The sequence below is a fragment of the Gaetbulibacter sp. PBL-D1 genome, from assembly GCF_050509525.1.
GTDB lineage: Bacteria > Bacteroidota > Bacteroidia > Flavobacteriales > Flavobacteriaceae > Gaetbulibacter_B > Gaetbulibacter_B jejuensis.
On the sequence record NZ_JBNWKB010000003.1, the window covers coordinates 19,008 to 44,028 of the forward strand.

21 protein-coding genes are annotated in these 25,021 nt (G+C 32.9%); 12 read left to right on the forward strand and 9 right to left on the reverse strand.

The features are described 5' to 3' along the window. The first annotated feature begins 4 nt into the window (after positions 1-4). Complete coding sequence (locus tag ACQ0RB_RS03225; protein ID WP_430496687.1) at positions 5-406, forward strand: 3D domain-containing protein; 402 nt, start codon at positions 5-7, stop codon at positions 404-406. On the opposite strand, the gene ACQ0RB_RS03230 is transcribed toward ACQ0RB_RS03225, so the two are convergent. Then, the gene (locus tag ACQ0RB_RS03230) at positions 378-938 is read right to left on the reverse strand and encodes an ExbD/TolR family protein (RefSeq protein WP_430496445.1); all 561 of its coding nucleotides are present in this window, start codon (positions 936-938) and stop codon (positions 378-380) included. The genes ACQ0RB_RS03225 and ACQ0RB_RS03230 overlap by 29 nt on opposite strands. A 591-nt stretch (positions 939-1,529) precedes the next feature. Between ACQ0RB_RS03230 and ACQ0RB_RS03235 the strand changes: the two genes are divergently transcribed. Next, positions 1,530-3,044 carry a DEAD/DEAH box helicase gene (locus ACQ0RB_RS03235; RefSeq protein WP_129760050.1) on the forward strand — a complete coding sequence of 505 codons (1,515 nt, stop codon included), beginning with the start codon at positions 1,530-1,532 and terminating at the stop codon, positions 3,042-3,044. A gap of 87 nt (positions 3,045-3,131) precedes the next feature. Continuing rightward, positions 3,132-3,821: a hypothetical protein gene (locus tag ACQ0RB_RS03240; RefSeq protein WP_430496447.1), complete on the forward strand. Its 690-nt coding sequence runs from the start codon at positions 3,132-3,134 to the stop codon at positions 3,819-3,821. Between the two features lie 2 nt (positions 3,822-3,823). On the opposite strand, the gene ACQ0RB_RS03245 is transcribed toward ACQ0RB_RS03240, so the two are convergent. Next, positions 3,824-4,411 carry a pseudouridine synthase gene (locus ACQ0RB_RS03245; RefSeq protein ID WP_430496449.1) on the reverse strand — a complete coding sequence of 196 codons (588 nt, stop codon included), beginning with the start codon at positions 4,409-4,411 and terminating at the stop codon, positions 3,824-3,826. 120 nt (positions 4,412-4,531) lie between these two features. On the opposite strand from ACQ0RB_RS03245, the gene ACQ0RB_RS03250 reads away from it, so the two are divergent. The 3 genes from ACQ0RB_RS03250 to ACQ0RB_RS03260 are packed head-to-tail and all read left to right on the forward strand — an operon-like array spanning position 4,532 to position 9,197. Further along, positions 4,532-7,813, forward strand: coding sequence for a VPS10 domain-containing protein (locus tag ACQ0RB_RS03250; RefSeq protein ID WP_430496451.1), 3,282 nt, complete (start codon positions 4,532-4,534; stop codon positions 7,811-7,813). 13 nt (positions 7,814-7,826) lie between these two features. Next, positions 7,827-8,252, forward strand: coding sequence for an SRPBCC family protein (locus ACQ0RB_RS03255; protein ID WP_430496452.1), 426 nt, complete (start codon positions 7,827-7,829; stop codon positions 8,250-8,252). Between the two features lie 18 nt (positions 8,253-8,270). Then, entirely contained in the window at positions 8,271-9,197 is a 927-nt protein-coding gene (locus ACQ0RB_RS03260) for an EamA family transporter (RefSeq protein ID WP_430496454.1), read from the forward strand. A 208-nt stretch (positions 9,198-9,405) separates the two neighbouring features. On the opposite strand, the gene ACQ0RB_RS03265 is transcribed toward ACQ0RB_RS03260, so the two are convergent. Genes ACQ0RB_RS03265 through ACQ0RB_RS03275 form a run of 3 tightly spaced genes read right to left on the reverse strand, consistent with a single transcriptional unit; the run spans position 9,406 to position 11,927 of the window. After that, entirely contained in the window at positions 9,406-9,591 is a 186-nt protein-coding gene (locus ACQ0RB_RS03265; RefSeq protein WP_430496456.1) for a hypothetical protein, read from the reverse strand. Beyond that, positions 9,588-11,339, reverse strand: a complete 1,752-nt coding sequence (locus ACQ0RB_RS03270) for a S41 family peptidase (RefSeq protein WP_430496458.1) — start codon at positions 11,337-11,339, stop codon at positions 9,588-9,590. The genes ACQ0RB_RS03265 and ACQ0RB_RS03270 overlap by 4 nt, the downstream gene beginning before the upstream one ends. A 6-nt stretch (positions 11,340-11,345) precedes the next feature. After that, positions 11,346-11,927: a YceI family protein gene (locus ACQ0RB_RS03275; protein WP_262732840.1), complete on the reverse strand. Its 582-nt coding sequence runs from the start codon at positions 11,925-11,927 to the stop codon at positions 11,346-11,348. Positions 11,928-12,189: 262 nt separating this feature from the next. On the opposite strand from ACQ0RB_RS03275, the gene ACQ0RB_RS03280 reads away from it, so the two are divergent. Continuing rightward, positions 12,190-12,831 carry a hypothetical protein gene (locus ACQ0RB_RS03280; RefSeq protein ID WP_262732839.1) on the forward strand — a complete coding sequence of 214 codons (642 nt, stop codon included), beginning with the start codon at positions 12,190-12,192 and terminating at the stop codon, positions 12,829-12,831. A 98-nt stretch (positions 12,832-12,929) separates the two neighbouring features. Next, complete coding sequence (locus ACQ0RB_RS03285) at positions 12,930-13,985, forward strand: NAD(P)-dependent alcohol dehydrogenase (RefSeq protein ID WP_430496460.1); 1,056 nt, start codon at positions 12,930-12,932, stop codon at positions 13,983-13,985. A 198-nt stretch (positions 13,986-14,183) separates the two neighbouring features. Here the strand turns inward: ACQ0RB_RS03285 and ACQ0RB_RS03290 are convergent, their stop codons facing one another. From ACQ0RB_RS03290 to ACQ0RB_RS03300, 3 genes are read right to left on the reverse strand one after another with little or no spacing between them, the layout of a single operon-like run. Then, positions 14,184-14,441, reverse strand: coding sequence for a hypothetical protein (locus tag ACQ0RB_RS03290; protein WP_430496462.1), 258 nt, complete (start codon positions 14,439-14,441; stop codon positions 14,184-14,186). A 4-nt stretch (positions 14,442-14,445) separates the two neighbouring features. Then, positions 14,446-15,714, reverse strand: coding sequence for a DUF2130 domain-containing protein (locus ACQ0RB_RS03295; RefSeq protein WP_430496464.1), 1,269 nt, complete (start codon positions 15,712-15,714; stop codon positions 14,446-14,448). 24 nt (positions 15,715-15,738) lie between these two features. After that, positions 15,739-18,165, reverse strand: coding sequence for an AAA family ATPase (locus ACQ0RB_RS03300; RefSeq protein WP_430496466.1), 2,427 nt, complete (start codon positions 18,163-18,165; stop codon positions 15,739-15,741). A gap of 443 nt (positions 18,166-18,608) precedes the next feature. Here ACQ0RB_RS03300 and ACQ0RB_RS03305 point away from each other — a divergent pair, with 443 nt between their 5' ends. After that, positions 18,609-19,247 carry a DUF6266 family protein gene (locus ACQ0RB_RS03305; RefSeq protein ID WP_131506677.1) on the forward strand — a complete coding sequence of 213 codons (639 nt, stop codon included), beginning with the start codon at positions 18,609-18,611 and terminating at the stop codon, positions 19,245-19,247. A gap of 251 nt (positions 19,248-19,498) precedes the next feature. On the opposite strand, the gene ACQ0RB_RS03310 is transcribed toward ACQ0RB_RS03305, so the two are convergent. Continuing rightward, entirely contained in the window at positions 19,499-20,587 is a 1,089-nt protein-coding gene (locus ACQ0RB_RS03310) for a T9SS type A sorting domain-containing protein (protein WP_430496469.1), read from the reverse strand. Between the two features lie 298 nt (positions 20,588-20,885). Between ACQ0RB_RS03310 and ACQ0RB_RS03315 the strand changes: the two genes are divergently transcribed. From ACQ0RB_RS03315 to ACQ0RB_RS03325, 3 genes are all read left to right on the forward strand, one after another. Then, on the forward strand, positions 20,886-21,620 hold the full coding sequence (locus ACQ0RB_RS03315; protein ID WP_335975942.1) for a hypothetical protein: 735 nt from the start codon (positions 20,886-20,888) through the stop codon (positions 21,618-21,620). 196 nt (positions 21,621-21,816) lie between these two features. Continuing rightward, positions 21,817-22,641 (forward strand): OmpA/MotB family protein, encoded by an 825-nt coding sequence (locus tag ACQ0RB_RS03320; RefSeq protein ID WP_129760067.1) that lies wholly within the window; start codon positions 21,817-21,819, stop codon positions 22,639-22,641. 167 nt (positions 22,642-22,808) lie between these two features. Beyond that, complete coding sequence (locus ACQ0RB_RS03325) at positions 22,809-25,004, forward strand: DUF6851 domain-containing protein (protein ID WP_430496471.1); 2,196 nt, start codon at positions 22,809-22,811, stop codon at positions 25,002-25,004. Positions 25,005-25,021 lie beyond the last annotated feature (17 nt).

The window sequence follows — 25,021 nt, forward strand, 5'->3', positions numbered from 1 at the left end:
TTGTATGATTTTCTGTTTGTCTTGCAACGAAAAAGAAGTTGCTACTCACGAATGGAAAACACTCAAAGTAACAGCTACAGCTTATAATTCTTTTGAGTATCAAACCAATACCAATCCACATATTACTGCTTTTGGAGATAGCCTAAAACCAGGTTATAAATACATTGCTGTTTCAAGAGATTTGTTAGCTTTAGGGTTGGAGCACAATACACCTGTTACCATCAAAGGTCTTGACGGATTGTATCTTGTAAAAGACAAAATGAACCGTCGTTGGCGCAACAGGATTGATATTTACATGGGAACAGATGTAAAAGCTGCCAAAGAATGGGGACGAAAAAAAGTAACTATTAGCTATCAGGTTGAAATAGAAAAAGATTCTATCTCGTCACAGCCTCTGAAAGAATAAAAGGATACGCTTTTTTCACTGCTGCAATATCTTCATCAGTTACTGTTATTGCAGTTTTACCTAATACATCTTTTGTATACACTTCTCTTAATTCATAATAAGCTTTAGTAAGTTCATCTTGTACTGAAATGTAAAAGTTATAAGAGGTAAGCTTATCATTCTGCAAAGAAATTACAGCTTTTTTAGGGTTGTCAGATAAAAATGATAGTCCTTTTCCGTTGCAATACGTACAACTATCATTTCCATTATTATCTAAAAATGATTTAGCAATATCTTTTAGTTCTGGTAAGGTAACTAACTCATCTTCAACAAAGATTTCGTCTTTACTGTTTAAAACAATCCTTAAAATGTTTCGTTCGTTAATGGGTTCGCTGCATTCAGTGTTTGGCGGACAAGGCTTGGGCAATTTTCGGTTAATACCTTTATCCATTGATATGGTTGTGGTTACCAAAAAGAAAATTAATAGTAAAAATGCGATGTCTGCCATAGAACCAGCATTTACTTGTGGCGAATTGTGTCTTGAAGTTCTCATAATAAAAGGATTAGAAGTTTTACTAGTCCTCTCAAAAACAATAACATAAAGTTTTGTTAAAAAGAAAAACCAGCATGATCAAGATTCATACTGGTTTTTCTAACTCGCTAATTGATTGATGATTTCTTTTATCGTAACGTCTCCAAGTCGTCGTCGCTACTGTGTGTTGTGTCGATAATTTTTGATAAAGTTTTCATGATTGATTGATGGTTTTGATTGATGAAATTAAGACTGTTTGAATTAGCTTCTAAAACGTCTTTTACTGTTCCAAGAATTACTTCTTGTGTTCTCTAAAGTTCCGCTTAATTGATTTGTGTTTAAAGTTCTCATAATATTTTGTTTTAAATGATTGATGTTTATACCTAATAGACGAGCATTTTTAATTTTTGTTACAGTACTATGCATAACAAAGTAATAAATTAACAAATTTTAACGTTTAAACAAATAACTATCAAACGAATAGAGTAGAGGAGCTTAACTTAATGTAAACTAATTTTGTGAAAATCTTTTTAATAAATGTTGAAAGATTACTGCGTTATAACCTTATAAAACCTTAGTTTTGTACGAATTTTTTAAGAGGGAGATTTATTTATGTCTGAGACGCTACAAGCAGCAAAAGAACAAGAGAGTAAAAAACGGTTATACGATTATCAATTAAATGACTTAAATCGCATTTTTGATGTGATGGATAAGTCGCCAGATAACTATAATTTATTGTATCAATTGCCAACTGGTGGAGGAAAAACAGTAGTATTTTCTGAAATTGTGCGTCGCTACATTAAAAATCACAACAAAAAAGTAGTAATACTTACACATCGAATTGAGCTTTGTAAGCAAACCTCTAAAATGCTTTCTGGATTTAATGTTAAAAACAAAATCATTAACAGTAAAGTAAAAGATTTACCAGACCAAGACCAGTACAAGTGTTTTGTTGCAATGGTAGAAACTTTAAACAATAGACTTAATGATGACAAGCTAAAGCTTGAAGATATAGGTTTAGTAGTTATTGACGAGGCACATTACAATTCCTTTAGAAAGTTATTTAAGTTTTTTGATAAGTGCTTTATTCTTGGAGTAACAGCAACACCTTTAAGTTCTAATATTAAATTGCCAATGAAGGACAATTATCAAGAACTTATTGTTGGTGATGATATTGCGACACTTATTAAAAACGGATTTTTAGCAGATGCTGAAGTATATAATTATGATGTTGCCTTAAATACTTTAAAAATTGGTATTAATGGTGATTACACTGTAAAATCATCAGAAGCACTATATACTAATTCCATCATGCAGAGTAAATTGCTGCATGCTTACGAAGAAATGTCAAAAGGAAAAAAGACATTAATCTTTAATAACGGAATTAATACTTCTAAAGAAGTGTATTATGTGTTTAAAAGAGCTGGTTACAATGTTCGACACCTAGATAATACAAATACTAAGCAAGAACGTAAAGAGATTTTAAAGTGGTTTAAAAACACACCTGACGGAATTTTAACTTCGGTAAGTATCTTAACCACAGGGTTTGATGAACCTTCAGTTGAAACAGTAATTTTAAATAGAGCAACACGTTCGTTGACACTTTATTTTCAAATGATTGGTCGTGGTTCTCGTATTTTTGGAGATAAAAAAACATTCATGGTTTTAGATTTAGGTAACAATGCCATTAGGTTTGGACCATGGAATCAACCTGTTGATTGGCAACACATTTTTAAATATCCAGACCTATATTTAGAAAATATTAGAAACGACGAAGATATCGAGCGAGATTTTGTTTACGTCATGCCAGATGTAGTAAAAGCTCGTTTTAAAGGTGCTAAAATGACTGACTTTGACATTAAACAAGTGTATAAAGAAGTTATTCAAGAAGGTCAAAAATCTATTGTTGCTATTGAGCGTTCTATTGAGCAACATTCGCAAATGTGTATTGAAAGCAGTGAGGATGTTTTTGAAGCTAGAGCATTAACCAAGCTACTTCAAGACGATATTGCTTACCGCATAAAACAATACTCATATTGTATAATGAACAGCACGCAAAACTATAAAGATTGGCTAATGGAAGAGTACAACCGTAAGCTACGCTTAAGTTTTAATGGTAAGTTTTAACTCTTTTTTAAAATTTATCTTATTAAAAGTCGTTATTTTCGAAAATAGGTATAGTTTTTGATTTTTAGAGATAAACCCATTTATCATATGCCCAAAGTGAATCTTAAATTAGTAATAGCTTTATGTATGTTGTTCTCGTTTCAGCTTAATGCACAAGTTGATAACGAGAAGAAATCAATACCTATTCCTGCTGAAGAAACCAAGAAAAAAGATTCATTACCTCCTGATTTAAAGATAAAACCAAACGAGAAGGCATCCATTACCAAAGGCGAAAAGCACATTAGCGGAATTCCGTATAAAAGTAAAGTTGAAGTTAAAGAGTTGAAAAACGAGTTTTCAATGATTGACGACAATAAACTTTTAAATCCTGGAACCATTTTTGAAAAACGCTGGAACAAAACAGCAGTTGACCAAGCGATAAAACCAGCTTCAATGGATGATGTTTTTTTAGGTGATTTTAGGGTTAACGGAAAATTTGTAAACATCATTTGTCGAGACCACCAGTTTCCTGATGGAGACAGAGTAAGAGTTTATGTTAACGACGACATTATTATTCCAAGTTTAGTATTGACTTCTAATTATAAATCTTTTAATATTCCTCTAGTTGAAGGGTTTAACAAAGTCGTGTTCTTAGCCCTAAACCAAGGAGAATCTGGTCCAAATACTGCAGAATTTCAGGTTTATGATGATAAAGGTAATTTAGTGTCATCAAAACAATGGAACTTACTCACAGGCGTTAAAGCTACAATTGTTGTTACCAAAGAAGCTGAAGAGTAAACTTATACCAAACTATCCATTTCTTTAACTTCTCCATAGTTAAGTCCTTCAAGTGTTATAGCTCCAATTCTAACTCTAACTAATCGTAGCGTAGGAAAACCAACTGCAGCAGTCATCTTTCTTACTTGTCTAAATTTACCTTCTGTTATAGTTATTGAAACCCATGAGGTTTTACCATGCCTATCATCACGTATACTTTTACTACGTTCAGGAAAATCAGGGACTTCAATTAGTTTGTAAGCCTTACAGGGTTGGGTAGTATAAATGTCTTTTTTGTGACTCAAGTCGACACCTTTTTTAAGTTGCTCTAGCGCGTCGTTAGTAATATCTCCATCAACTTGTACATAATATTCTTTTTCAACAGCTGTACTAGTTATTGTATAACTAATTTGTCCATCAGTAGTTAAGAGTAACAACCCTTCTGAATCTTTATCTAATCTACCAACAGCCATGGTACCTTTAGGAAAATCATATAGTTCCCCTAAAAACTTTTTCTTCTGTTCATGTTTTGCATTACTCATAAACTGACTAAGGTAACCATACGGTTTAAATAACTTATAATGAAAATGTTTAACTCTATCCGAAGACATCTAATATTTTTTTTTAAAAACTTATTGCTGAAATCTATTAATAAATTTATAAGATTAAAACAGGTATTCGCTTTTATTTTTTATAAATTCACTAACCAAAAATTTAAAGTTATTTTCTTCATGAAAAAATCAACCATTTTAATGATTGTAGGCTTGAGTTTAGGCTTACAATTTACGCATGCCCAAAAGAACAAAAAAGAAGACAAACAGCCACTTGACGAAATTACTATAAGTGGATTAAAGTGGAGGAATATAGGACCTTCATTAACTTCTGGTAGAATATCAGATATTGCTGTAAATCCTAATAATCCTTTTGAATACTATGTAGCTTCATCTTCTGGTGGTGTATGGAAAACTACTAATGCTGGTAACCATTACACACCAATTTTTGATGGTCAAGGGTCTTATTCTATAGGTTGCGTGACCATTGATCCTAACAATACTAATGTGATTTGGGTTGGTACTGGAGAAAATAACAACCAAAGATCTGTATCTTATGGTGATGGTGTTTACAAGTCTATTGATGGAGGTCAAAGCTGGAAACACATGGGATTAAAAAACTCTGAACACATTGGTAAAATTATTGTGCATCCAGACGATTCTAACATTATTTACGTGGCTGCAATTGGTCCGCTTTGGAGTAAAGGAGGAGACAGAGGTTTGTACAAGTCTACCGATGGTGGTGAAAACTGGGAAGCTGTGCTTACTATTGACGAACATACAGGTGTTACCGATTTAGTAATGGACCCAAGAGATCCTGATGTGCTTTATGCAGCAACACTTCAAAGAAGAAGACACGTTTATACCTATGTTGGTGGTGGTCCAGGATCTGGATTACACAAAACTACAGATGGTGGAAAAACATGGCAAAAAGTTGAAAACGGATTACCTAAAACTGAATTAGGACGTATTGGTTTAGCTATTTCTCCTGCAAACCCTGAAATTATTTATGCCATTGTTGAAGCTGCAGAAGGAAAAAGCGGATTCTTTAAATCTACAAATCGAGGTGCAAGCTGGGAAAAGCAATCCAACCACGTTACAAGCGGAAACTATTATCAAGAAATTATAGCAGACCCAATAGAGGAGAACACAGTATACTCTATGGATACTTGGATGAGTGCAACTAGAGATGGAGGTAAAACCTTTAATATGGTTGGTGAAGTGACTAAGCACGTTGATAACCATAGTATTTGGATTGACCCTAACGATAACAAGCACTGGCTTGTAGGTTGTGATGGCGGAATTTACGAAACCTTTGATGCTGCCAACAACTGGGATTTTAAAGAAAATCTTCCTGTAACGCAATTTTACAAAGTAGCAGTTGATAATGCTGAACCTTTTTATAATGTGTATGGTGGTACTCAAGATAACTTTAGTCTTGGAGGACCATCAAGAGTAGTTACAGATCATGGTATTACAAATTTTGATTGGTTTATCACTAATGGAGGAGATGGTTTTGAATCTCAAATAGATCCTTACAATCCAGATTTAGTTTATGCGCAATCACAATATGGGTTTTTAGTACGATACGATAAAAAGAGTGGTGAAATTGTTGGTATTCAACCTAAAGAGCGTGAAAATGAAAATGCATACCGTTGGAATTGGGATGCTCCATTAGCAGTAAGCAAACATGCTAAAGGTCGTGTGTATTTTGCAGCTAATAAGGTGTTTAGATCTAACGACTATGGAAATAGCTGGGAAGTTTTAGGAGACGATTTAACACAACAAATTGACAGAAACACATTAAAAGTGTATGATAGAGTGGTGAGTATAGATGCAGTTGCTAAAAATGGTTCAACATCACCTTACGGAACTATTGTTGCCTTGTCAGAATCTCCAATTGATGAAAACCTTATTGCTATTGGAACTGATGATGGTCTAATCCAAATCACTGAAGATGGTGGTCGCACATGGCGAAAAGTATCTAACATCTCAGGAGCGCCAAAACAGTCTTATGTCAACAATGTGTATTTATCAAGACATGATGTAAATGTTATATATGCAGCATTCAATCATCATAAATATGGTGATTTTAAGCCTTATATATTTAGATCAAACGACAAAGGAAAAACATGGTTTAGCATAAGCAATAACTTACCAGAACGTGGTAGCGTGTATGCTATTGAAGAAGATCATGTTAACAGCAACTTGATTTTTTGTGGTACGGAGTTTTCAGCATATTTCTCTCCAGATGGTGGTAAACGTTGGAAAAAACTAGCTAACGGACTACCTACTATTGCTGTTAGAGATATTGCAATTCAAGAACGTGAAAACGATTTGGTACTTGGTACTTTTGGTCGTGGATTTTATGTGTTAGATGATTATTCGTCACTTAGAGAAGTAAAAAATAGCACACCAACTGAAACTGCTACCATTTACCCAATACGCGATGCTTATATGTGGGAAAAGAGTTTACCTTTAGGCTTACCAGGAAAAGCATTTCAAGGAGATAACTTTTTTAGCGCTCCAAACTTAGGTCCTGAAGTTATGATAACCTATTATTATAATGACGATTACAAATCTTTAGAAGACCAAAGAAAAGCGAAGGAGAAGAAGCTTATTGAGTCAAAAAGCAACACACCTTATCCTACATACAGCGAGTTAAAAGCTGAACGTGATGAAATGGAAGTACAGCTTGTATTCACTATTAAAGATGAAATGGGTAATGTAGTAAAGAAAGAGTTTGTAGCTCCAAGCAAAGGATTGCAACGTTTTCACTGGGATTTGAGATACACACTACAAGATCCTATTAATTTTAATAGTTCCGATTTTTACAATCCTTGGGCAAATAAAGACGAAGGTACTTTAGTAAAACCTGGTAATTATACTGTTGACATGCAACTATATAAAGATGGAGAAATGACTAGCTTAGTTAACCCTGTAACTTTTAAGGTTAAGCCTTTAAATAATACTATTTTACCTGCAGAAGACCGAGCGTCTAAAGTTGCTTTTCAAAAGCAGATTTCTCAATTGGAATCAGACTTAGGAACTTGCCAAAGTATGATGAGTGAAATGAACAACAAAATTAGATACATGAAGAAAGCTGTTAAACGTTCAGAATTACCATTTGCACAATTAACCGCTTCTATTAATGCTATAGAAAAGAACTTAGAAACGATTAGCACTAGCCTTTATGGAGATAGTGTAAAATCTAAGTTAGATATTGACCAGTTATTAAGTCCTGCAAACCGATTAGGAACCATAAGTTATGAGCAAAAGTATTCAACATCAACACCTACTGAAACTCACAAAACAAGCTATGCAATTGCAAAAAAACAAATTGATGCTATAAAGAAACAGTTAGAAGTGATTTACAATGTTGATATTAAAAAACTTGAAGAGCAACTCATAAAATCAGGAGCTCCATATACTCCTGGTCGTGGTTACGAAAACGAAGACTAAAACTTAAATTTCAATGTCAGATAAAATCGTTACTGTTTCGCAAAAAGTAAACACTTCAATTGAACGTGTTTGGAAAGCAATAACACATAAAGACCAGATGAAAAACTGGTATTTTGAACTTGAAGAGTTTTTACCTGAAAAAGGGTTTAAATTTGAATTTATAGGTTATGGACACACAGGTGAGCAATTTAATCACCTGTGTGAAATTACCGAAGTTATTCCTTTAAAGAAGCTACAGTATAGTTGGGAATATAAAGGTTATGTAGGGAAGTCCTTTGTAACGTTTTATTTAGATGGCAATGCTAAATCTACTACTATTACTGTAACGCATGAAGGTATTGAAACGTTTCCTGATCATCCAGATTTTGAAAAATCTAATTTTACTGGAGGTTGGAAACACATTATTAAAGAATCTTTATATAACTATTTAACTAAATAAAGTTACCGAACACATTAAATGAGCCAACCTAAAAGCAAATTACTCATTGTATTGGCGTTCTTTTCTATATACGTCATTTGGGGATCTACCTATTTACTTAACAAAATTGCAGTAATGGAGTTACCACCATTTATGCTAGCATCAATTAGATTTACAGTTGCAGGCATCTTAATTTTTGGGATTGCAAAAACTATGGGTATCTCTATAAAAATAACCAAAAAGCAACTGCTTAATACAATGGTTGCTGGCTTTTTGTTTCTAACTTTTGGAAATGGAGTAGTGGTTTGGGCTTTAAAATATGTAGATAGTGGTTTTGCAGCTTTAGAAATATCAGCACAACCTTTGGTTATTCTTATTTTAATGAGAATTTTACAAGGCAAAAAAATACAACCTATGTCATTAATAGGTGTTGCTCTTGGTATTGTTGGTATTTACCTTTTAGTAAGTCAAAAACAAATTATAGCTAAAGAAAACTCCATATTAGGTATGATTATGATTTTTGCTTGTATGCTAAGTTGGGCTTATGGTAGTTTGTTTGTGGGTAAAGCCGATTTACCAAACAATTATTTTATCAATACAGGTTATCAAATGTTTACAGGAGGCATTATGCTTTTCATTGCTAGTTTAGCTTTTGGGGAAAGGTGGTCCACACCAGATGTTTGGAGTATTGATGTTCAAATATCTATGGTATTGCTTATTGTATTTGGAAGTATTGTTGCGTTTACCTCGTTTAATTATTTATTAAAAGCCGTATCTCCTGAAAAAGTAGCGACATCTACTTATGTCAACCCAATAGTTGCGTTGTTTTTAGGGTGGTATTTTTTAGATGAAGCGATCACAGTTCAATCAGTATTGGCAGCTGTAATATTGCTTACAGGAGTGTATTTTATCAATACCAAAAAGAAACTTGTTCTATTTTCTAGATTCAATAGAAAGCAAGTGTGATTAATAGCACACATTGTTATTAAGAGTTATGGTATTCAGTTCATTCCAAATGCTATCATCAAAAGACTTTGGTGAAAACCTAAAAAGGAGTAGAGTAGTATTCTTTTCTTTACAGTAATGCTCTTCTACAGTGACATTTAATGTCAATTTCACCTTCTATATGCCAAACAAAAGCATAGGACCAAAACGTAGGACTATCTTTAGTTCCCTAACCTTTCGGAAATTGAGCTTCTTCAAAACCTGAATATGGAATATCCTGAGCAAAACCAATAGGAAACTTAAATACTTCCTTAGCCCAAGTACTATCTGTTACCAAAAGATTTTGATGCGTTTCATCTTGAGCGCTAACTAGTGTAGTTATTAAAATTGCAAAGCATATTAGTAAATGTTTCATTTTGTTTCGGTAAGTTTTAGAGTATGATTTTTAACGGTATCGATATTATTCAAATAGTCTTCAATTGGTTGTATTACTGCAATATCTGGCAATACTCCAGTTGTGTCAGGTAGTGTTTTAACAGCAACTCTACTTGCTGTATTAGCGACATAGTATTGTAGTTTTGTGTTCTTCAATCGGCATACTGTTTGTCCTGCTGTACAAAGCTGATTAGAGCCTAATTCTTCTCCTACTATAGTTCCTAAGCTCAACTCTTTTGCTAAAGCCATAAAATGACCTGTTGTTGATTTTCCGTTTCCGTCAATCATAAAATACAAGTTGCCTTTAAACGTATTGGAAACTGGTTGGTGAATTTCATGTTCTGAGGAATGCATTGAGTTTACAAAGTATTTAAATGGTGCTTTCACTAAATGCTTCAATAAGTAAATACTAGACTCCGCAGAACCACCTCCATTTAAACGTAAGTCAATAATTAGATTTTCAATGTTTCTGGTTTCAATCTTTTTAAAACTAGAATCTATAAAATCCTTAAACTCCTGAAGGTTATTCCATGGGTAATAGTTAAACGAACTAATAGTCATAAGTGCAGTAGCTGTATCATCATAAAACTCTAAACACAAATTAGCTTCACATGGTGTAATTGAATTATCTCTGTAAGGCGCCTTAAAATCTTTTGCTTTGTTTAGTATAATTGGATTCTCATTGCCTTTAATAGTAATCGTATACGTTTTAGGAAAACTAAGTGCATACGGAATAAGTTCAGTAGACCAATTGTTAAAGAAATGCTTCTTGGTAGTCTCTGTATATCCTTGTGATTCAATGTGTTTATAGATGTCATTAACAAGTTTTGAAACTGTTATACCATTAATACTCAGTAGTTCATCTTTTGGTTTTACCATATCAGAATTGCTCATTGCATCTACCACATAGAGTTTATCGTTTACCCAACGTGTTTGCAATGGAAAAATAAGGCTAACATCCTTTAGCATTTCACTCTCTTGCCAAAATCCTCCCAATGTAGTATGTGAACAATTGATACTTGCTATAATCTCACTACAATGCCATATAAACTGACCATAAGTAGTTTGTGGTGTTATTAGTGACTTTTTTTGATTGATAATAGCCCAAAAGTCTTCTTTAGAAATAAACTTAAGTGCATTAGGATTAATCTCTATTAGTTTGTGTCCTAGTTGGTCTAAGTCTGCTTTATAGTCTTCAACCGAATACACCTTAACAAACTTTTCTTGTGGAGTAATCGGTTTCTTGTTTGGAAACTTAATGCGTTCAATCTGGTCTTCAGCATTAAAATTATCAGGATTCATAGCTAAAGACTTCTCGTAATTTTTTAGTGACAACTCCATATTTCCCTTTTTCATATAAGCTTCTCCTAAACTATCATATGCATTGGACGAATTAGGAAACTGAGATGCAATCAACTTAAATATTTCTAAAGCTGCATTTGTTTGATTATTCCATAAAAACCCATAACCATACATGGTTAGTTCATCTTCATTATCAAAATTATAAGCTGTAGGATTTTCCTCTTTTAGCTTTAGGTAAAGCGCTACTTGTTCTTCAATTGGCAAATGACCATTAGCTTTTAATTCTGCAGAAATGGAACGCTTTTCAGTATTATCATTAGTTGAAGCTTCAACTGTAACCATAGGTGTTGCAGTCTTATTGGTGTTACCACAACCTAGCAGAGAAGTGGCAACACCAAATAAAATAAGGATAAATGATTTTAGCATAATTATTTAGTAAAATAGTTCAACTTCAAACTCAATAGCATCAGAAATAGCATAATCCTTAATATCTATAATGCTTTTGGCACCATACATAATATTCCATTTTGTACGGTCAATCTTAAACTTAGTAACCAGCTTTCTGTTATTTCCCATCATGCTAAACTCGTTCTCCACTAAAGCTTCAAAACGTATAGACTCAGTAATGCCTTTGATAGTGAGATTTCCATCCATGTGTATTTTACCATTGTCCATATACTTTGCTTTGGTAATTACTAGAGTAGAAGTAGGGTACACTTCAACATCAAAAAAATCGTCATTCTTTAGATGGTCAACTAAGTTTTGACTAAACTCTCCATCGGTATTGATAATGGTATTCATATCCACTGTAAAGCGTCCACCAGTAATATAGCCTTTATCACTTTCTAGATAGCCATCTTTAAACTTAACTGTTCCATGATGACCTCCAAAACTAAACAGCATAGAACTATTCCAGTTTATGACACTCTGTTCAGTATCTATAGTAAAGTTGTTTTGTGCGTTAAGGGTTAAAATACTTGACACTAGTAATAATGCAATAACAATTCGTTTCATGATGATGTGATTTAAAATTCATCAGTAAAACTAGCAGGAGCAGTGTTTTTAAATGTCAAAAAAGTGTAAAAGAAGTGCAAATAGTTTCAAAAAGTAGATGGAGAGGGCAATTATCAATAATTCGGCAATGCATTATAGCGGTGATTTTTTCCTTTAATGGTTTTTGGTGTCCTTTTATCGTAAAATTATTACGTTCATAAGATTTTTATGTTTAAAGCGTGTTAGTGCGTTAATTTTGAAAGGATTAAAAGTATGATGTCCCATGAAAAATGTATTTACACTTTTGTTTTTAACGTTATTTGCAAGTACTGCTTTTGCACAAAACACACTATTAACCGCAAGTATTGCAGATGAAATTCCAACCAACTATAAAAAGCGTAGTCCTGTTTACGATTACACCGAAGTTAACTTAAACAATGTTGACACAATTCCAGGGTTTGACGCTACAACCAACAAACTTAAGCTTACAGGAACCATTTATTTAAGTGATGGTGTTACACCTGCAAAAGATGTTGTGTTGTACATTGAACATGCTGATGAAGCAGGAGAGTATGACATTAAAAAAGAACATGGTAAAAAGTATATTGAACATAGAGGTTGGGTAAAAACTGATGCAAACGGAACATATACTTTATACACTTTCATGCCTGGAGAAGCCATTATTCCTATAACACAACCTGAAAGACGAAGCCCAAAGCAAATCTTTCCTATTGTTAAAGTTCCAGGAGAAAAAGCCTATAACTTATCTGCGTTCATGTTTGACAATGACCCATTAATCACGAAAACCTGTCGTAAACGCTTAAAACGTAAAGGTATTGATTGTTTATTGACTACCACTCAAGAAGGCGATATGCTAGTTGCTACAAAAGATATTATATTAAAAGCAGATGCTGCTGCTTATTAGCAAATTGTTCTTTTTCAAAACTTAGTATTCTTATAGTAAAGACAAGTTGTTTGATTGATATTTTGTATTTTTAGTACTCACTAATAATCCATTGTATTATGAACGCAACAGTAGTTAAGGCTTATGGTTCAGAATCTCCTGAAGCCGATTTAAAACCTTTAAAAATAGATAGAAGAGAAATAACACCAACTGATGTTGAAATCGACATTTTGTATTGTGGTGTTTGTCATTCAGACCTCCATTTTGCTAAAAATGATTGGGGAATGACACAGTACCCAGTAGTACCTGGTCATGAAATAGTGGGAAAAGTAACCAAAGTAGGAGACAAGGTTAGCAATTATAAAGTAGGTGATTTGGTAGCTGTAGGTTGTTTGGTAGATTCTTGCAGAACCTGTAATAATTGTAAAAATGACTTAGAACAATACTGTCCTGAATGGGTTGGTACGTATGGAGGTTTTGACAAACACTTGCAAACCAATACACATGGAGGCTATTCAGAAACTATAGTTGTTGATGAAGCCTTTGTACTTAAGGTCCCTGAGAATTTAGACTTAGCAGGAATTGCTCCAGTATTGTGTGCAGGTATTACTACATGGTCACCTTTAAGACATTGGAATGTTGGTAAAGACAGTAAAGTAGCTGTTGTAGGGCTTGGTGGTTTGGGCCATATGGCTATTAAACTAGCACATGCTTTAGGTGCGCACGTTACATTATTTTCAAGGTCTACTAATAAAATAGAAGACGCTAAAAGTCTAGGAGCAGACCAGGTTGTTATTTCCACAGATGACGCTCAAATGCAAAGTGTTGCAGGTGCTTTTGATGTTATTATTGACACAGTTCCTTATGCACATGATTTAAACACATACATCAGTACACTTAATACCAATGGCACATTAGTAGTTGTTGGTTATTTAGGACCATTAGACCCAATGTTGGTAACCGTTCCAATGATTATGGGACGTAAATCGGTTGCTGGTTCTTTAATTGGTGGAATTGCAGAAACCCAAGAGTTACTGGATTTTTGTGGAAAGCATAATATTACTTCAGATGTTGAGGTGATTAACATCCAAGAGATAAATACTGCCTACGAGCGTATGCTAAAAGGCGATGTGAAGTATCGCTTTGTAATTGATATGAAATCTTTAAAGTCATAACACTGTAAATACAAGTATAAATCATAACCAGTTAGAGAATACCAACTAACGTTTTTTTTATTGTGTATCATTATTTCGTTACACAGAGTAGACTTTATAAAATTTTATTTTACATAATATAAATTATAAGACAATAGTAATATGTGTGAAATATATATGAGGCCGAGTTTAACATCGAAATTCTATTTCATATAATACTTAGTTATTCTCTTGTAAACTTTCCCATACTTTTGAAATCAACCATTTAGTTTCTCTTTTGTCAGCACCTGTTGAAAAACTAAATTCAATAATATTATTTTTATACTTGGCTAAAAAAGCTTTATCCCATTCTGCACTATTCTTATAAATTCGCTCCACAATTTCGACTTCATTTTCAATCAATAATTTAAATGTCTTTTGAAAATCTTCATTCAATTCTATTTCTTTAATAAAATCTTCTTTCTTTTTTAAAGACATATTTCTATAAATCTAATTCTAACTCATCATCAGTTCCTGGTAGCTCTAATGCTTTTACAGATTGTATAGCGTTTCCAGCTATTCCTTTAATTGAACCATACATATCAATTGTGTTGGTTACAACCTTTTCAATTTGCTTTTCTCTTTGTTTCCAAATTCTTTGCATTGAACGTTTCTCACTATCTAAATCTGATTTCATTTGTGTAAATCCTTCAACAATAGCTTCTATTTGCATTCTGAATGTACTACTTGTTAAATAGTCATAAAGCAAATCCATTTTATCTCCTTTATTTTCTTGAGTTATAACAGCATTATTTACCTGTATAATACCTTCTCTTAAAACAACACAAAGCCCTTTAAACTCTTCATAATTGCATATCCAAATACCATCTTTTAATCCCATTCTATCCATATCAGATGGCATAACCTCTGTTACCAAAACTCCAATATTTGCTCCTCTATCTCTTATGTCAGCTTTAAATTTTTCTATCCAACTTGGTTGAAAATCTTTAGTTCTCTTACTTTCATAATATATCGAACCACAATTTTGTTCTGTTCTTGTATGGACAATTTGAATACAATCTCCTCCTCTAACTCCTTTTTTTATTTCCTCAATTGTATCTAATGGGAATTTTGATTGTAACCACTCTTCTATTGCTAACTCTTGAACTTCTCCTTGAAGTTGCATCGAACCTTGCTCCTGCTTACGTTTCATCTCTTCAGTAAGCTTTTTCTGGTCTTCCAGTTGCTTTTGCATTTCTTTGAAACGTAATTCATTCTTTTCTTCTTCAGATTTTTTAATCTTCTCCTTTTCAGCAATTAGTATTTCATTTAGCTTCTTTTGTGCTTCTGCTTCAGCGGCTTCTTTTAGTTCATTTTTTTCACGCTTTAACTTTTCAATCTCTGCTTTAGAACGATTCAATTCTTTTACTTGATCTGACTTTTCATTCAATTCTTTCTGTAAAGCATCAAATTGTTCAGATTGTTCTTCTTTTAATTTAAGTTTTAGTTTTAATTCTATTTCTTTCTTTTCTTCTTTTAACTGATTTTCTAATCGTTCTTGAAATAGCTCATTTTCTTGTTTTTTCTTTTTTTCAAACTCAAGTTTATCTTCATTTAACTTCTTTTGTTCTGCTTCATATTTCTTTTTTTCTTCAGCAATTTGAGTTTGATATTTTTGTTTTATTTCTTCTTCAAGTTGATGAGTTAATATATCTTGTACATCTATTGATGTGCCACAGTTTGGGCATTTTATTTGAGTTTCACTATTCATTTTAATATTATTTACTATAGCTATTTAAGTTGTACTTGCTTCAGTTTCTTCTGGTAAAGAGACTCCAATACTACTTAATAAAGCTTCATATTGTTCATTATCTTGAGCTTTTATTCTTTCAATAATTAATTTTGCTGCTGTATTCATTTCAGGAACTTCTACAACTGCTTCGCCTCTCTCAAATGTTCCACTCAAATGAGAATATTCATTATTTATTCTATCTGTTAGTACTGTCGGTATTGCTTCATCACCGAAAAACTTTTTCATTTTTTCGATATGTTTAGTGTTATCAGGATATTTGTAATAGAGAAATAACTCTAAAAACTTACGTGCATTATTTCCAAAATTATAATATGCTGTATAATTTTCATCATTAACATTTTCTAATGTTGAGCACTTATATATTTGATTAAATAAATAATTAAATTCAGAAACATAATCTTTGAGAAACTTTGGCATCATTTTGATAGTCGATTCTTTATCATTTCTTTCAATTATTAAATATCTGTAGAGTTTTCTTGTCTCTGGATTCCTATCATCATAATTTGCCTTTGGTAGTCTTTTTAAATATTTAAGAAAATTTAAATTATGTGTAGATATAAACAACTGTTCAAAATCATCATCCTTATATATTTGAGTGTTTATTAATGTGTAAATAAAGAAAATATGATTACTGTCTAGGCTTGAAATAGGATCGTCAATCCATATAATTGGTTTTTTACCTTTTGTGTCAATATCCTGAAGCTTAGCTATGAAATAACAAAATGCAATTAAACTAATCTCACCTTCGCTTAAGTGATGTGCTTTTGTATTTTCTCTGTGTACCTCAAATTTATATTGCTTAACTCCAGTTTCAGAATCTTCTACTTCAATTGCTTTCAGAGTTAAATACTTATGTCCAAAATGACTATTTAAAAACTCATTTACTTTGTCTGCACCTTTACTCTCGTCTTTTAATTCTCTTTGTTTTGTAGCTATTGCTTCAAGAATTTCTTTGATTTCTTCAACTTTATCATCTCTTTTCTTTTTTTCATTTGTTAGTGCAGTTTTAAGGGTAGCTATATTTGTTTTTTGCTCATCATAGTTAATTGTATCAATGAAGTCATAGATTTCACGTAATCGAAGTTTTTCTTTTGCTTCATTTTTCTCCTTGCTTAACTTATCGGTATATTTATTTGATTTTAAACGTAACTCTTCAATGTTTTCTATAGCTTTTTCAATTTTTGATATTGCGCTTGTTGGTAGTTCGAATGATTTCGTATTAATTATGTCATTTTTTCTTTTTTCTAATTGACTAATTAATGAGCCAAGGCTGTCTTGATATTCAGCAATGCTATTATCAAATGTTACTTTTAGCGCATCAAATTCATCATTATACTTTGTGTAGAAATCTTCTTTTTTTATTAGTTCAATAGAATTAAATATTTCAATTTCGTTTTTAATATTAGTAATTAAATTAATTATTTCTTTCTCTAACTTATCGGATTCTTCATCAAAATGTTTTTCTAATTCTTCCCAACGAGTTTCAGTAATTTCGCTATTACAAAAAGCACAAATATCTAACTTATTCTTATGAAGTTCACGACCCTCTTTAACCCATTTATTTAAAATAGCATCCTTAACTAAATCTTCTATTTTGTTAGATTGAGCAATAGGTTTTGTAACTAATTCTTTCACTCGATTGGCAAACTCTTCAAACGATAATTTAATTTCTTCTAATTCTGGAATATCATCTTTAGATTGTTCTAAAAGGATTTTTTCGTTCAATGTTTTTTCTTCATCAGAAATAGATGTATAACTTTCACTTTTAACAATATTAATCTCCCTTATAAGTTTAGCATTAGTATAATTTATGTCTCCAAATTTTTCAGAATTATATTTTATTCCATTTGTATTGCCAATAGCTTTATCATTTAATTGTCCAGCTAATGTACTTTCAGCTCTTGAATGACTTTGATTTGCAGTATTATATATAGTTTCAAGTGTCTTTAAATCTTTATATAACGCTGTTTCGTGCTCTTCTTCATCGTTACCTAATTTTTCTTTTAATACTCTAATCTCTTCTTCTATAACATTATTGTCTTCTCCAAGTATTGCGAACGGTTGTACATCTTCATTTGAATTATTAATAAACTTTAAATTATGTTTTATAAAATCATCATTAAAGACTCGAATGACTTTTTCATGTGAAGTAAAATCTGTTTCTAGGACATCATCATTTTCAGCAATACAAATACAACATTCAGGATTTTCATACTTATCAGAAATTTCGCCTGTCTCCATTGCTCGTAGCACTCTAGACAAAGTTGTTTTTCCAGAGTAGTTTCTACCATAAATTATATTAGTTTTTTTTAACTCAATAACTTCATCGCTTTCATTTTTAACTTCCGCATCCCAATTAAAATCCTTAAAAACAGCAAGATTTTTTAAGCGTTTAATTTTATTTATCATATAAATTTATTTTAAATTATAAAATACAAACAACTATTGCCGAATAAATATGGCATTGTTATTTATCTATTAACTTAATTAAAAGGGAGATTTTAAATCTACGAAATATTGTAGGAATTTAATTAAAGGAAAACCGTAAATATTTGAATATTATTAAATTTAAAGCCATTCTACACCCATTACACTACTCTCTTACGTCTCAAAAAAAACACCTTATACACTTTTGTCAAATAGACAATCTCTCCCACTATCCTCCTACTTTCCTTCGAGGTTTCTTCGGCAAACACCTTATTTTACAAAGAAATCCCGAAGCATTCCCGAAGGATTCTCAAACTACTATATCTTTAAAACAATGTATTTCATCGGTATTTTTATACATTTTATCGATATTTTACATTTTTTTTACTACTTTAGTGATAGTCAATGTTTTAAATACAACTATTATGGGAACGTATAACAATGGTGTTTTGGGTAGTTTTTCTGGTAAGGTTGGTACTGTAGTAGGCAGCCAATGGCGTGGTAAACAAGTAATGCGCAGTGTACCAACAGCGTCCAAGAAGGCTCCAAGTGCAGCTCAACTGCAACAACGTGCTAAGTTTAGTTTTGCGCTTCGTTTTTTAAATCCTATTAAAGGGTTGCTTTCCATTACGTTTGGTGATAATACAGGTAGCAAAACGCCTTTTAACAATGCCTTGTCCTACCATCTTAAAGAGGCTATAACTGTTACCGATACAGGTTTTGAGCTGTTATACTCTAAAGTGCTGATTGGTATGGGAGGCTTGTGTGGTATCAGTAATGCTGTGGTTACCCACTCCAACCCTACTACACTTTCATTAACATGGCAAAACAATAGTAACGAAGGTTTAGCCTACCCAAACGATAGCCTTATTGTTATAGCTTATGCACCACAACTGGAGGCTTTTGAGTTTTTTATTGAGTGTAGTCTTAGGGAACTTAGTCAATGTGAACTTGTGTTTCCTGAGCATTTTCAAGGGCATACGCTACAGCTTTGGGCTACTTTTAATAATGCTACTAAGGTGTTAAGTGCAACGAGTACGTATTTGGGTGCTGTTGTTTTGTAAGGGATGGTTAAGTAGTGTTGTTTGTTCTACCCTTCGACAGGCTCAGGGTGACATTGGGCAAATAAAATAAAGACCCTTCGAACAGGCTCAGGGTGACAAGACCTGTGTAAGATTGCTTCACTGTGTTCGCAATGACATTGAGGAAAGTTGCACTCGCAATGACATTGAGGAAAGATGTTGTTTTCACAAAAAAAAGCTGCACATTTTAGGTACAGCTTTATGTTTAGAACATTAGTTATAGTTTTAAAACATCAGTTTTTGATGATTTTTTCATAATACTGTCTGCCATTGCTCAACGTTACATTTAAAAAATAAATACCTGCAGGTTGGCTGATGTTTATGGTTTCTCTATTAGATGCTGTAATGGTTTTTGTAATAATGGTTTGCCCTTTAACATTAAATACTCTTAACGTAGCATCAGTAACAGCTTCTTTAAAATCTATGGCAATAGCCCCAGATGTTGGGTTTGGGTACACAGAAACAATTGAATCCTTTTTTTCTAAATCGTTAATGCTTAAAACTGCATCTTCACCACCTGAAAGCGTAATAGTATCACAATAATTATTAATTGTCCAAGCTCCATTTGGTGGTAGTGTTGTATTTGCTGAATTTGATGCCATTAAAGTAGTACCATTATTTGAATAAATACAAGTTTCACCAAGTTCCATTATACAGATAGAAGTACCTGTTAATTGCCACTCTGTTCCTGACCAAGAAATATTATACTCAAATCTAGTAACACATGTTGCTTGTGAGTAGTTTGGATCACACTCAACTATCTGGCTGGCGGTATATAAATTGCGTCCATTTAATGTACCAGTTACGCTATATGTATCTATAGGGCTATTTCCAGTAAAGTTTGTGCAGGTTCCAGAAAGCGTAATTGGGTCTTCACCACCTGAAAGAATGAAGTTACAATCATAAGATCCAGCAAGGTAATCTGAAGTAACCCACTCACCATTTGGTGGTAATGAAGTATTAGCACCATTAGTTGCATATACAGCGCCTTCATAAGCAACACTAGCAGGCACACATGCTTCTCCCAATTCCCAGTCACACAGTAAAAATGCTCTGAGTTCCCATTCGGTTCCAGTCCATTCTATTCTGTATTGAAGATAGCTAAGACAGTACGCTTGATTTGAATTTTCACTACAATCATAAACATAGTCTGATACGTATGCGTTACGGCCATTTACTGTACCAGATACAGAGTAAGTATCTATTGGACTTGTGTTAGGGAAATCACAGTTACTACTATTGTTAGTATTGTTAGTTAATGTGACTTGTGCATTTATACTAAATGCCAATAAGAATAATAGAAAGGGTAATGTTTTTTTCATAAAATAATTAGGTTAATAGTTATGGCTTCCAAAGCTAAAGAAAAAAACGGTATATATTCCCACCAAATCAGTGATATTTATAGACGTATTATGATGCTTATCAGATTGCTACCTAGTTCTACCCTTCGACAGGTTCAGGGTGACAAGACGTATTATAATAAAGATAAATGTTATGTTATATTCAGAATTACAGAACTTTAGAATTGCTGTTTTCGTATTTATAATGACTATGAATAGAAGTAATTGTTAGGTAATTTTATAAAATTTTTCCTACATTTATGTACATGTAGTTTTGTAAATGAAAAACACCAACGAACATACACATTTCGCAAGCAGGTTGAAGCTTTTTGACCTGCTTTTTTTATTGCTACTTGTTGTGTCGGTTGTTATTGGTATAGTTGCAGAAATGCAAGATTTAATATATACTATGCCGCTTGTTGTATTAAGTATAATAGGGAAATATATGTATGAAACTAAACGGAAGTTTAAGGTCTTATTTTTAATTGCATTATTGTGTATTCTTGTTTCTGATGTGTTGGTCTTTACTTCTTTTAAAGATTATCTTTTATGGATTTCGTTACTTAATACATTTTTTTTAATATGCTCTGCACTAGTATTAAAGCCTTATGTAAAATATGGAAAAACAAGAGCTTCGATGACTATTTCAGTATTTATAAGTATCGCTTTTGTTGTTTACATTTTATATACTGTTTTTAATTTAATTATTACTGAAGTGTATGGTATAGAGGTGTATTTTGCTGTTTTATGTGAGCTAAGTATGCTTTTATTTTTATTCCCTATTGGAAAAATTTATTTGAGTGATTACTATGACACAGGTACAATACTGTTAGCTTCAGGTATTTTTTCTTTATTTCAAGTAGCACTAAGTATTATTAATGAATTTCTTTATTTCGACTCCACCTTTACAGTATTGATTATTATTTGTCATTCATTGTCATTATACTTACTTACCAAGTTTTTAACAAACACCAAGGCGCTTAAAGACGAAGCCTTACGCGAAAACTATTTGTAGTAACAGGTTTTCATTTTCCCACCTTTTATCAACTTCATATTTATCAATCAATTAACAGCTTTTTTGTTAACTAATTTTTGTACACTAGGACTCACAAATTATCTTCATAAAAATATAAAATTGGGATGCCTAAAGTCTATATCCTGAGTTTGTGCGTACATATACATATAAACCAAAAACGATAAACAATTCAATTATGAAAAAAACAGCAATTATTTGTTTTAGCGCTTTAGTATTAGCTTCTTGTGTATCGAAGAAAAAATATTTAGCTCTAGAGCAAGACAATGGCGAACTAAAAAGCGAACTGACCAAAACCAAAGTAGAGAATGAAGAACTGGAAGCAAAGTTTGCAGCAATACAAGCACGTGTAGACCAGTATAACTCAAAAATAAACTCCCTTACCAAAGACAACGACTCTAAACTAGTGAATGTAGATGGCGTAGTAATGTCTGAAAACACTAAAGCGCAAATGCGCGAAACACTAAAGAGCGTCCCTCCTGCTTACTTAATGGGTTCAAAAACTTTAAAGGACTCTATGAATGCTGCAATATCCTATAACCTTAAAAACTCGGTAGATACTATTGATGAAAGTGATGATATTGCCATTAATATAGAAGAAACTGTAGTGATGATTTCTATTTCGGACAAGATGTTATTTAAATCGGGAAGTTATAAAGTTAGCGATAAAGCTGATGCTATTTTACAACAGATTGCTGATGTGATAAACTCTGAAGAGAGCTTAGACGTTATGGTTGAAGGACATACTGATGATAAAGCAATGGTACAAAACGCATCGGTAAAAGATAATTGGGACTTAAGTGTATTGCGTGCTACATCGGTAGTAAAAAAATTACAAAACGACTTTAATATTGCACCTGAGAAGCTTATTGCTGCAGGTAGAAGTTTTTACCAACCTATTGCTGCTAACGACACCAAAGAAAATAGAGCTAAAAACCGTAGAACACGTATTGTGATTTTACCTAATCTTGATAAGTTTTTTGCACTTATGGCTAGCAACTAATAGCTCAAACCATATTAAAACTTAACCACGTTAATTATTCCATTTAATAAAAGGACCGTTATTAGTTTAACGGTCTTTTTTGTTAGTTCTTCTTAAATGTTAGGGTTTTGTTAAAAAACTTTTTACATTTGGTTTACTTTCACTACCAAACCCTAACGTATTTGCTTATGAAGAACATTACTTTACTCTTATTAGTTTTTGTATTATCATTTAGCACAACTCGTGCTCAAGAATCTGTTGCTAGAGAATGGAACGAGACTTTACTTAGCGCTATACGACTAGATTTTGCAAGACCTACTGTACATGCTCGTAACTTATTTCATACTTCAATAGCTATGTATGACTCTTGGGCTATTTTTGATACTACTGCTGAAACAGTATTTTTAGGAAAAGTCTTTGGTGGCTATAACTGTGCTTTTAATGGCATAACAACACCAACAGACGTTGCTGCTGCACGCCATGAAATGATGAGTTATGCTATGTACCGATTGTTAACCCATAGATTTGCCAATTCACCTAACCCAGGAACAACACAACAATTGTTTGATGATCATTTTTCTAGTTTAGGATATGATAGCAGCTTTACTTCTACTGACTATTCAACAGGTTCTTATGCTGCACTTGGTAATTATTTAGCACAAGAACTTATAGCTTTTGGATTGCAAGATGGTGCCAATGAGCAAGGTGGCTATGCAAATGTATATTACACACCTAGCAACACACCATTAATTATGCAGTCTGGTTATTATGATGACATGAACGATATGCAAGACCCAAACCGCTGGCAACCTTTATCGTTTGACACGTTTATAGACCAAAGTGGTAATGTGTATCCTGTAGATACACCTTCGTTTTTAAGTCCTGAATGGGGAGCAGTTACACCATTTTGCTTAAAACCAACCGATCTTGATATTTTAAACGATGGTTTTGATTGTTATGTATATAACGACCCAGGACCACCAGCTTATATTCAAAATTCTAATGAAGATGGATTTGATGACCCTTACAAATGGAACTTTTCATTAGTAGCTTCATGGTCTTCTCATTTAGACCCTGACGACCCAACACTAATTGATATATCACCAGCATCTATAGGTAATATTGATTTTGCAAGCTTACCAACTACTTTTGAAGAATATAAAGTATTTTATGACTTTATGGAAGGTGGTGACCCAAGCCCAGGATATACCGTAAATCCGTCAACAGGATTACCCTATACACCACAAATGGTAAAACGAGGTGATTATGGACGTATACTTGCTGAGTTTTGGGCAGATGGACCAGACTCTGAAACACCACCAGGACACTGGTTTACAATATTAAATTATGTAAGTGACCATCCTGAATTAGAAAAACGTATAGGAGGTGTAGGCCCAATTGTAGATGACCTAGAATGGGATGTAAAGAGTTATTTAGCTCTTGGTGGTGCAGTACACGATTGCGCAGTAAATATTTGGGGAATTAAAGGTTATTATGACTATGTACGACCAGTATCTGCTATTCGTTATATGGCTTGGAAAGGACAAAGTAGTGATATGTCGTTACCAAGTTACGATCCACATGGCTTACCATTAATACCTGGACGCATTGAACTTATTGAAGCTGGAGATCCGCTAGCTGGTTCGGGAGATGAGAACGTAGGAAAGATTAAAATATATGCTTGGAAAGGACCTGATTATATTAGTGATCCTGAAACTGATATTGCACATGTAGATTGGATATTAGGTACACGTTGGTGGCCCTATCAAAGACCTAGTTTTGTATCTCCTCCATTTGCTGGGTATTTATCTGGTCACTCCACATTTTCAAGAGCTGCAGCAGAAACTTTGACTTTATTTACTGGTGACGCTTATTTTCCTGGAGGAATGGGGATTTTTGATGCTGACCAAAACCAATTTTTAGTGTTCGAAGAAGGTCCGTCACAAAACATTGAGCTACAGTGGGCAACCTATAAAGATGCATCAGACCAATGTAGTTTGTCTCGTATTTGGGGTGGAATTCATCCACCTATTGATGATATTAGAGGACGAATTATAGGTAATAAAATTGGCATAGAAGCTTACAATTTAGCTACTCAGTATTTTAACGGAACGCTTAACACTCAAGAACAGGAATTTGAGACTAGTAGTATTAAGCTTTATCCTGTTCCTTTCAAAGAAGAATTACACGTATCTCATAATTTTAGTGGTGCTTTACAGTTGTCATTGTATAGCTTAGATGGTAAGCAAATACTAGATACTACCGTTACTAATAATGGTCGTACTTCCCTATCCTTAAACAATTTATCAACTGGTGTGTATGTAGCAAAGTTTATTGATGCCAACAACCACATTGTAGACGTTAAAAAAATTGTTAAAAACTAGATAAAACACTTTACATA